At 54.2% G+C, this 8555-nt stretch carries 7 protein-coding genes and 1 pseudogene; 5 read left to right on the forward strand and 3 right to left on the reverse strand.

The features are described from left to right. Positions 1-90 precede the first annotated feature (90 nt). Entirely contained in the window at positions 91-2331 is a 2241-nt protein-coding gene (ybiO, locus tag JTI98_RS18680; RefSeq protein ID WP_181628277.1) for a mechanosensitive channel protein, read from the forward strand. Here ybiO and rlmF read toward each other — a convergent pair. After that, a complete protein-coding gene (gene rlmF / locus JTI98_RS18685) occupies positions 2328-3254 on the reverse strand; it encodes a 23S rRNA (adenine(1618)-N(6))-methyltransferase RlmF (protein WP_216081651.1) in 927 nt (308 codons plus the stop codon). The genes ybiO and rlmF overlap by 4 nt on opposite strands. A 286-nt stretch (positions 3255-3540) precedes the next feature. Between rlmF and mcbA the strand changes: the two genes are divergently transcribed. From mcbA to ybiJ, 3 genes are all read left to right on the forward strand, one after another. Beyond that, positions 3541-3801, forward strand: a complete 261-nt coding sequence (gene mcbA / locus JTI98_RS18690) for a DUF1471 family periplasmic protein McbA (protein ID WP_043001278.1) — start codon at positions 3541-3543, stop codon at positions 3799-3801. A 121-nt stretch (positions 3802-3922) separates the two neighbouring features. Continuing rightward, positions 3923-4189, forward strand: coding sequence for a DksA/TraR family C4-type zinc finger protein (locus tag JTI98_RS18695; protein WP_216081652.1), 267 nt, complete (start codon positions 3923-3925; stop codon positions 4187-4189). Between the two features lie 284 nt (positions 4190-4473). Next, a complete protein-coding gene (ybiJ, locus tag JTI98_RS18700; RefSeq protein ID WP_043001280.1) occupies positions 4474-4734 on the forward strand; it encodes a DUF1471 family protein YbiJ in 261 nt (86 codons plus the stop codon). 108 nt (positions 4735-4842) lie between these two features. Here ybiJ and ybiB read toward each other — a convergent pair whose 3' ends face one another. Then, a complete protein-coding gene (gene ybiB, locus JTI98_RS18705) occupies positions 4843-5811 on the reverse strand; it encodes a DNA-binding protein YbiB (protein WP_043001281.1) in 969 nt (322 codons plus the stop codon). Positions 5812-5837: 26 nt separating this feature from the next. Next, positions 5838-7988 carry an ATP-dependent DNA helicase DinG gene (gene dinG / locus JTI98_RS18710; RefSeq protein ID WP_216081653.1) on the reverse strand — a complete coding sequence of 717 codons (2151 nt, stop codon included), beginning with the start codon at positions 7986-7988 and terminating at the stop codon, positions 5838-5840. 109 nt (positions 7989-8097) lie between these two features. On the opposite strand from dinG, the pseudogene JTI98_RS18715 reads away from it, so the two are divergent. Next, positions 8098-8555: pseudogene (locus tag JTI98_RS18715) on the forward strand (serine hydrolase); the annotation flags it as partial.

The raw sequence follows: 8555 nt of genomic DNA on the forward strand, positions 1-8555 counted from the left end.
GAGGTTTCTCTACGACTCTTCCCATTTCGAATCGCCGCGCCTCCAGCCACTATACTTATCTCTTTGTTCTGTTTTCTCACTGGAGGAGTCATGCGGTGGATCCTGTTCATCCTCTTTTGCCTGCTGGGCGCACCAGCCCAGGCGGTAACCATTCCCGGCGTCACAACCGGCGCTGATGCTGACGCGCAAACAACACCTGCGCCCGAACCTGATGTCGAGCAAAAGAAAGCGGCCTACGGAGCGCTGGCCGACGTACTGGAAAATGAGACATCGCGCAAAGAATTGATTGACCAGTTGCGTACCGTTGCCGCCACGCCACCGCCGGAACCGGTGCCCAAAATCACCCCGCCGGTGGTTGTGGAGGAAAAAACGGTACTGGAGAACGTTACCGATCTCAGCCGCCATTACGGCGAAGCCCTGTCTGGCCGCTTTGCCCAACTCTATCGCAACATCACAGATGCGCCACACAAGCCCTTTAACAGCCAGACCTTCAGTAATGCCCTCAGTCACTTTCTGATGTTGGCCGCTGCGGTGTTCGGCTTCTACTGGTTGATTCGTCTGTGTATGTTGCCGTTGTACCGTAAAATGGGAACCTGGGCGCGGAAGAAGAACCGCGAGCGCAGCAACTGGCTCCAGCTACCGGCAATGATCGTTGGCGCCTTTATTATTGATCTGCTTCTGCTGGCGCTTACCCTGTTTGTCGGTCAGTTGTTGAGCGACAGACTGAACGCGGGCAGTCGCACCATCGCGTTTCAACAAGGACTGTTTCTGAACGCCTTTGCCCTGATCGAATTTTTCAAAGCCATTCTGCGACTGATCTTCTGTCCGAACGTGGCGGAACTGCGGCCCTTTACCATTCAGGATGCCAGCGCCCGTTACTGGAACCGGCGACTGAGTTCGCTGAGCAGTCTGATTGGCTATGGCCTGATCGTCGCTGTTCCGATTATTTCCAATCAGGTGAACGTACAGGTTGGTGCGATGGCCAACGTGGTCATCATGCTGTGTATTACGCTGTGGGCGCTGTACCTGATTTTTCGTAACAAGAAAGAGATTACCCAGCACCTGCTGAATCTTGCGGAACGATCGCTGGCCTTTTTCAGTCTGTTTATTCGCGCCTTTGCGCTGGTCTGGCATTGGCTGGCAAGCGCCTATTTCATCGTCCTGTTTTTCTTCTCCCTGTTCGACCCCGGCAACAGCCTGAAGTTTATGATGGGGGCGACAGTGCGCAGTCTGGTGATCATCGGCATTGCGGCCTTCGTTTCCGGAATGTTTACCCGCTGGATCGCCAAAACCATTACCCTCTCCCCGCATACGCAGCGCAATTATCCCGAACTGCAAAAGCGGCTCAACGGCTGGCTTTCTACGGCATTGAATGTGGCGCGGATCCTGACGGTGTGTGTCGCCATCATGCTGCTGCTGAACGCCTGGGGACTGTTTGATTTCTGGAACTGGCTGCACAACGGCGCCGGTGAGAAGACGGTTGATATTCTGATCCGCATCGTGCTGATTCTGTTTTTCTCCGCAGTAGGCTGGACGCTGCTTGCCAGCCTGATCGAAAACCGGCTGGCTTCCGATATTCATGGCCGTCCTCTCCCCAGCGCGCGTACCCGCACGCTGTTAACGCTGTTTCGTAACGCACTGGCGGTGATCATCAGCACAATCACCATCATGATCGTACTTTCGGAAATCGGCGTTAACATCGCCCCACTGCTGGCCGGGGCCGGGGCGCTGGGGCTGGCAATTTCCTTTGGCGCGCAGACGCTGGTGAAAGATATTATTACCGGGGTCTTTATTCAGTTTGAAAATGGCATGAACACGGGCGATCTGGTGACCATCGGGCCGTTAACCGGTACGGTAGAACGCATGTCGATTCGCTCCGTTGGCGTACGCCAGGACACCGGGGCGTATCATATTATTCCGTGGTCATCGATCACCACCTTTGCCAACTTTGTCCGCGGCATTGGCTCGGTGGTTGCCAATTACGATGTGGATCGTCATGAAGATGCTGATAAGGCCAATCAGGCGCTGAAAGAGGCGGTCGCTGCGGTAATGGAAACCGAGGACGTTCGTGGGCTGATTATTGGTGAGCCGTCGTTTGCCGGGATTGTCGGATTAACCAACACGGCATTTACGCTACGGGTATCGTTTACCACGCTGCCGCTGAAGCAGTGGACGGTTCGCTTCGCGCTGGACAGCCAGGTGAAAAAACATTTCGACCTGGCGGGCGTTCGTCCACCGGTGCAGACCTGGCAGTTTCTGCCCGCCGCGCCAGCGGCAGCCACAACACCGGCCACACCGCCGTCGCGGCCACCCGGCGAGCCGACGCTCTAGCGCTTACGCGCGCTAAAACGACGGCGCTGGTCGTCGTCCATAAAGGTCCAGGCAATAAAGCGGCTCTGCTTTTGCCCCTGGGCCATCTCTTTTTTCACCACCCTGACCGCTCCCACGTCAGTCAGCGCACGATAGAGCGGCGGCAGGTTTTCGCCGCGTGACACCAGCGTGGTAAACCACATGACCTGACGGCCAAAAGCCTGGCTTTCGGTAATCATCGTTTTGATGAATGCGACTTCCCCCCCTTCGCACCACAACTCCTGCTGCTGACCGCCGAAGTTCAGCGCATCATCTTTGCTCTGTCCGAGGTTGCGACGTTTGCGCTCGCTTCCTGCACGAGCAGAGGCGGCGGAATCATGGAACGGCGGGTTGCACAGCGTCGCATCATATTGCTCATTTTTATGAATAATGCCGTTAAAAATAGCCGCTGGGGTTTTCTGACGACGCAGGCGAATGGCGCGCGTCAGCCCTGGATTGGCGCTGATAATGGCCTGCGCGCTGGCTAACGCCTGCTCATGCGTCTCACTGCCCGTGAAACGCCAGCCATACTCATGCACGCCGATCAGCGGATAAATACAGTTCGCGCCCACGCCAACATCCAGGATTGTGACCTGAGTTGGCACACTTCCCGTTGTCTCGGCAAGCAGATCGGCCAGATGGTGGAGGTAATCGGCACGCCCAGGAACAGGCGGACACAGGAACCCTTCAGGAATATCCCAATTTGCCACCCCATAGAAATGCGCCAGCAGCGCCTTATTCAATGCCTTTACCGCCAGCGGATTGGCAAAATCAACGCTTTGTTCGCCTGCTGGGGTCAGGACGAGATACTGCGCCAGCTCAGGCGTGCCTTTGCAGAGCGTGGCAAGGTCGTAGCGACTGTGGTGACGATTGCGCGGGTGTAAGCCCGGTTTCTGGGGGGACATAGCATTCTCCTTTTAACAGCGGCGTAAGATACCCGCATAACGCAACGCGGTAAACCGGGTTGATAACAAACGGGCGCTTCTCTGCAGCGCATCTGCGCGCGATATGGGGCGAAGTGGCGCAAATCGCCCAAATATCAATGATATGTATGTCATTGATTTGTCAACATACGTCAATATTTTTCGTTCAAATTTTAAGCAGATCATCATCAATTTTTTACGCCATTTCTGCCGCACTGACGACCTAAACTTATCTGGCACTACACGTTGTTTCACTGAGGAGAGCATCATGAAAAAATGCCTCGTATTACTCGTCGCCACCACGCTTGCAGGCGTGGCATTCGCGGCGTCTGCAGCACAACCTTTGAGCAGTCCCGATACCGGTCAGCTACGTGCGTCAGGTACCGTCTCTGCCACTGGCGCAACCAACCTGAGTGATCTGGAGGATAAGCTGGCGGAAAAAGCGCAAGAACAAGGCGCGAAAGGCTTTATGGTTAATTCCGCAGGCGGTAAGAACCAGATGTATGGTACAGCCACCATTTACAAGTAACCTTCCCCACCACCTGCCCGATAGCGACGCCGCTTATCGGGCAATGTTCCCTTGACTGCGCAATTTTTGACCCCATCTTGGCTATAATAACCTCGGTAAAAAGCGTGAGGAGAATAGTCCTATGGCTTCGGGTTGGGCAAATGATGACGCTGTGAACGAACAAATCAACAGTACAATTGAAGATGCTGTTGCACGTGCAAGAGGCGAAATTCCGCGCGGTGATAGCCTGTATGAATGTGAAGAATGTGGCGATCCGATCCCTGAAGCCCGCCGACAGGCAGTGCCAGGTGTAAAGCTGTGCCTTAACTGCCAGCAGGAGAAAGATTCACATAACTCATCCTATACAGGATATAATCGCAGAGGATCAAAAGACAGCCAGCTACGTTGACCTAAGCTTACATAGATATCAAGAACATGCCGTTTCGCTTACGCTCACGTTAAATTGCTCTTTGCGTAGCAAAATGTGCCGTTTATCCTTCAACAGTAAAGTGAACTGCGTAGAACCGTAAATTCATCTCGTGAATTAATTAATAATCAATAAGTTATTTGTCATTCAATTTTTTTGATGAATGCTGTCAATTCTCTTCGATTTTCTCTCTCGAAAAAAAGCGTGATACTCATCACATCGACGGAACATCGTCTTCTTAATAAATAACCTGCGAGAGATTAACAATGAAAACTATCAAATATGCTGTTGCCGCTGTTGCCCTGTCTACCCTGTCTTTTGGCGTTTTCGCTGCCGAACCTGTTACGGCTGCGCAGGCGCAAAGCATGAATAAAATCGGTGTGGTTTCTGCAGAAGGCGCAACCACGCTGGACGGCCTGGAAGCAAAACTGGCTGAGAAAGCCGCTGCTGCCGGCGCGAGCGGTTACAGCATCACATCCGCCAACAACAACAACAAAATGAGCGGTACTGCTGTTATCTACAAATAAGTTTTACCCCGTCTGCTGCCAACAGACACCCTGCTCCAACCCTCATTGAACCTGAATTACCCTTGTTTGCCCGTCCGCCACTGGACGGGCTTTTTTTTATCTGTCGCGCTAAAAACTGTCGTTTACTCGCGCCAGCCCTTCGTTGAGTGTTGCCACCTCACCCGTTGCCACCAGGCAACAGGCCATCTGGATTTTCAACGATGCGGGTACCGGCTCACTTCCCGCCAGGCAGCGTTCAATCCAGCGCGCGGTCGTCTCAGGATCCTTTGCCGCAGGCAGCGGTACAGGTTCGTCTGGCATTTCACTTTGTCGGCTCTGTAACACACGGGTGCCAGTGCTATCAATCAGGCTAATCTGCGGGCAGCGTTGCGGATTGGCGTAAACCTCACCTTCGGTTCCGTGCATCAACAACCCACGCCCACCAATATCACTAAAGAATTTCGCGACGCGCGGCACATATTCCGGATGCGACACGCTGGCAAGACGCAGCGCGGCGTCTTCGGCAAACGGTGTCGCCAGTTTCGCCAGCGTATGTGCGCTGTTGCGCACACCCAGTCGCCAGCGCATTGCCAGCTGTTTTTCCAGCGGCGGGCAGAGCGTACTCACCGGAATAAAGACTGGCTGATGTCCATCCAGTTTCGCCTGTGCCTGTCCGGCATGACGCGTCGGCGCAATTCCCATCAGTTCGAAAATGGTCTCTGTCAGCACGCGGGTCGGATCTTCGCTCACCCCATGCACGACGACCGGAAAACCCAACTTGTGCAATAAAATCGCCAGCAGCGGCGTCAGGTTCGCCTGTTTACGCGCGCCGTTATAGCTGGGGATAACGATCGGCATCGGCTTCGCAACCGGCGGGGTAAGCTTAATGGAATGGTTTTGCATCGCCTCATAAAAGCCCAGCATTTCGGCTTCACCTTCCCCTTTGATACGCAATGCAATCAGCACGCCACCCATTTCCAGTTCCGGCACGTCGCCGTTGAGCATGTGGGTATAAAGCCCTCGCGCGGTATCCTGATCCAGATCGCGGGCGTGGTTTTTCCCCCGGCCGATCTCTTTAATTATTTTGCGGTAATCCATCGAAAACTCCTTGCCTCACACTCACGTTATTTACGCCGACGGCGCGTGGGTTTCGCTTTTTCTTTTGCCTTAACGATAACGTCTGGCACTGCGGGTCGTTCTATGGGAAAAACAGGTAATGCATCCAGTAAACGCTTGCCATAATTTTTGGTCAACAGACGCTTATCATAAATTACCACTTCTCCCCAACACCCGTGGCTACGGATCAAGCGTCCCACCTGCTGGATTAGATTAAACGAGGCGGCGGGCAAACTCTGCACTTCAAACGGATAGCGATTGAGACTTTTAAGCCACTCGCCTTCGGTGATCACCACCGGGCTGTCGATGGGGGGAAAAGCAATTTTGTGGATATGTACCTGACTAAGTAGATCGCCTTTCAGGTCAAGTCCTTCGGCGAAGGATTGCAGCCCCACCAGCACGCTACGCTCGCCGTTTTCCACCCGCTTACGGTGCAATTCCACCAGCCGGTAGCGCGGCTGGTCACCCTGGACCAACAGCAACAAGCGCAGATCGGTGACGTATTCCAGAAAGCGCTGCATCGCTCGCCCACTGGCAAACAGCACCAGCATGCCGGAATGTTTTTTACTTTCCAGCTGTTCGCGGAAATAAGCAGCCATCTCCGCAATATGCTGTTCTTCGTTGTCGATCAACGGTTCATAGCGCATCTGCGGAATAATAATTTTACCCTGTTCGACATGGTTAAACGGCGAATCGAGCGCGACGAAGCGGTCTCCGGCTTTTTCCTTCAGGCCGCTCATCTCCTGCAGACGCGAAAAACTATTAAGCGAACGCAGCGTGGCGGAGGTGACGATGATATGCGGCACACTGCGCCAGAGTAATCGCTCGAGTTGATCGCTCACGCGGATCCCCACGCAGTGAAACCAGACGTGGGGTTGCCCGTCGCGCACCTCGCGCGTCGTCCATTTCGACACCGGTGCGCCGGATGACTGGGCCAGTGAGGCCAGTCGCCACAGTTTGCTTTGCGCTTCAAACATCCCCAGCGCCCGGTTCATCTGCAAAATAGCCCGGTGCAAACGCACAACGTCATGGCTGCCAGTTTTCTCGCTGAGGTCGTTCAAAAACAGCTCCGCCAGGCCGCGCAGCGTTTCGGTGAGCTTCGCCAAACGCTGGCAAATCTCCATCACTTCATCCGGCAGTTCCCCCATCGCAAAGCGATGTTCCGCTTCCTGCCCGGCAGGCATGTACAGGCTGAGAATGTGATTAAGTGACGCGATAAGTTCATACAGCTCTTCGCAATGGGCGTTCAGACGCTCCGGATTCGCCAGCGGCGGCGTGGTTTTGGGGCGAAACTGCTCCATGCAGGTCGCCACCAGTTTGCTGAACAGATCCAGTTGCAGGCGATACCAGGAGGCGGTAATTTCCGCGCTCATTTCCAGCGCATCGCGGGCGACATCCGGCAGGTGATGGCCTTCATCCAGAACCAGCAGCAGGTTTTTCGGGTCCGGCAATACCGCTTCGCTTTCCATCGCCGCCATCACCAGCGCATGGTTTGCCACCACCACTTCCGCTTCCTGAATCTCGCGACGGGCGACAAAAAACGGGCACTCGCGGTAGTAGTGGCAGTTGCGGTTCAGGCAACTGGCTTTATCGGTACTCAGTCGTCGCCAGAGGTCGTCGTCAATGGCGATATCCGTATGATCGCGCAGGCCGTCCCACTTGTAGCTGTCGAGGTCGCCTTTTAACTTTGCGCAGCGCTTCTGTTCTTCCTGGTTGTTCGGCGTGAGTTCATCGTCAAGAAAGGCGAGCAGATCCTGTTGCGTGGGTTCAGTACTGGCCAGCGCCGTCAGATTTCGCGGACACACATAGCGCCCGCGTCCAAACGCGGCGGTAAAGCGAAGATCGGGAATAATTTTGCGCAGTAAGGGCAGATCTTTACTGTAGATCTGATCCTGCAACGCCACGTTGGCGGTGCTAACCACCAGCGTTTTTTGCTCTTCCCGCGCAATGGCAATGCCGGGAATGAGATAGGACAGGGTTTTCCCCACTCCGGTAGGCGCCTCTATCGCCAGATGACGCCCTTCTTCTCCGGTCAGCGTTTTCGCGACATCGGCAATCATATGCCGCTGCGGCGCACGGGGGATAAAGTCGGGGATCTGTTCCTGAAGCGCCTTATACCAGACGGCGATTTGCGCTTTAAGCGCAGCGGTTAATGCCATGAGAAAACCTGAAACACTGTATAAACAGCCACTATTGTGGCACATTTCAGGCCTGGAACGTATCTTTTTTGCCGCTTCTGGAAGGCGCTTCGCAATGCCGTTAGATCAATATGATGAAAAAGCCTGGTACTCAAGGGGCGTTGTATCAGGCCACGCTGGATTGTTCTCTGATACAAGCGATATGGCGGTGCTGATGCAGGTTATGCTCAATGGCGGCGGCTACGGCAACGTTAAGTTGTTCGATAAGGCAACCGTCAGGGAGTTTGCTCGCAGTTCGTCAGAAGACGTGACGTCTGGACTGGGGTGGCGTGCGAATGGTAACGCATCGATGACGCCAACGTATGATGTGTTAGCCAGCTCAGAAACCTATGGTCATACAGGCTGGACCGGAACGATGACCTCTATCGACCCGATTAATCATATGGCTATTGTGATTTGAGGTAACAGGTCGCACTCGCCAGTTGCAGACCCTAAAATAAACCCAAATGTTTTTGTGAGTGGATTATTACCTGCGGCTACATATGGCTGGATTGTTGATCAGATATGTGGGGCATTGAAAAAAATTTA

It is taken from the genome of Citrobacter sp. MGH 55, from assembly GCF_016906145.1.
GTDB classification, from domain to species: Bacteria; Pseudomonadota; Gammaproteobacteria; order Enterobacterales; family Enterobacteriaceae; genus Citrobacter_A; species Citrobacter_A amalonaticus.

Bases quoted from the DNA above. Each gene is read 5' to 3' on its own strand.
- ybiO (WP_181628277.1), top strand. From the start codon at position 91: ATGCGGTGGATCCTGTTCATCCTCTTTTGCCTGCTGGGCGCACCAGCC.
- rlmF (WP_216081651.1), bottom strand. From the start codon at position 3,254: ATGTCCCCCCAGAAACCGGGCTTACACCCGCGCAATCGTCACCACAGT.
- mcbA (WP_043001278.1), top strand. From the start codon at position 3,541: ATGAAAAAATGCCTCGTATTACTCGTCGCCACCACGCTTGCAGGCGTG.
- JTI98_RS18695 (WP_216081652.1), top strand. From the start codon at position 3,923: ATGGCTTCGGGTTGGGCAAATGATGACGCTGTGAACGAACAAATCAAC.
- ybiJ (WP_043001280.1), top strand. From the start codon at position 4,474: ATGAAAACTATCAAATATGCTGTTGCCGCTGTTGCCCTGTCTACCCTG.
- ybiB (WP_043001281.1), bottom strand. From the start codon at position 5,811: ATGGATTACCGCAAAATAATTAAAGAGATCGGCCGGGGGAAAAACCAC.
- dinG (WP_216081653.1), bottom strand. From the start codon at position 7,988: ATGGCATTAACCGCTGCGCTTAAAGCGCAAATCGCCGTCTGGTATAAG.